1 protein-coding gene is annotated in these 265 nt (G+C 67.2%); it reads right to left on the bottom strand.

The window, feature by feature from the left end; translation table 11 throughout:
• On the bottom strand, positions 1 to 265 hold a 265-nt coding region (locus SB816_RS32365; protein WP_410548291.1), incomplete at both ends, for a phosphoenolpyruvate carboxylase.

The following is a 265-nucleotide window of genomic DNA, read 5'->3' as shown; positions in this document are numbered from 1 at the left end:
CTGCAGGTGGTTCAGCGGATCGAGATACGGGAAGCGGTTCTTGATCGAGCGCGCGAGCAGCGGGTTGGTCGCGAGGCGCCCTTCGTGCCCGGTGATCTCCGCGAGCGCCTGCGCCGTGCGCTCCCATTCGGCGACGATCCGCTCGAACACGTGCTTGCGCAGCTTGCGGTCGGCGACCAGCTGCGCGTAGCGCGACGCGACCGCGAGATCGGTCTTCGCGAGCACCATGTCCATGTTCGACAGCAGGTTCGCGAAGAACGGCCAG

Source organism: Achromobacter sp. SIMBA_011, from assembly GCF_046535435.1.
Lineage (GTDB): Bacteria > Pseudomonadota > Gammaproteobacteria > Burkholderiales > Burkholderiaceae_B > Achromobacter > Achromobacter dolens.
This window is presented reverse-complemented; position numbering and strand designations above follow the sequence as displayed.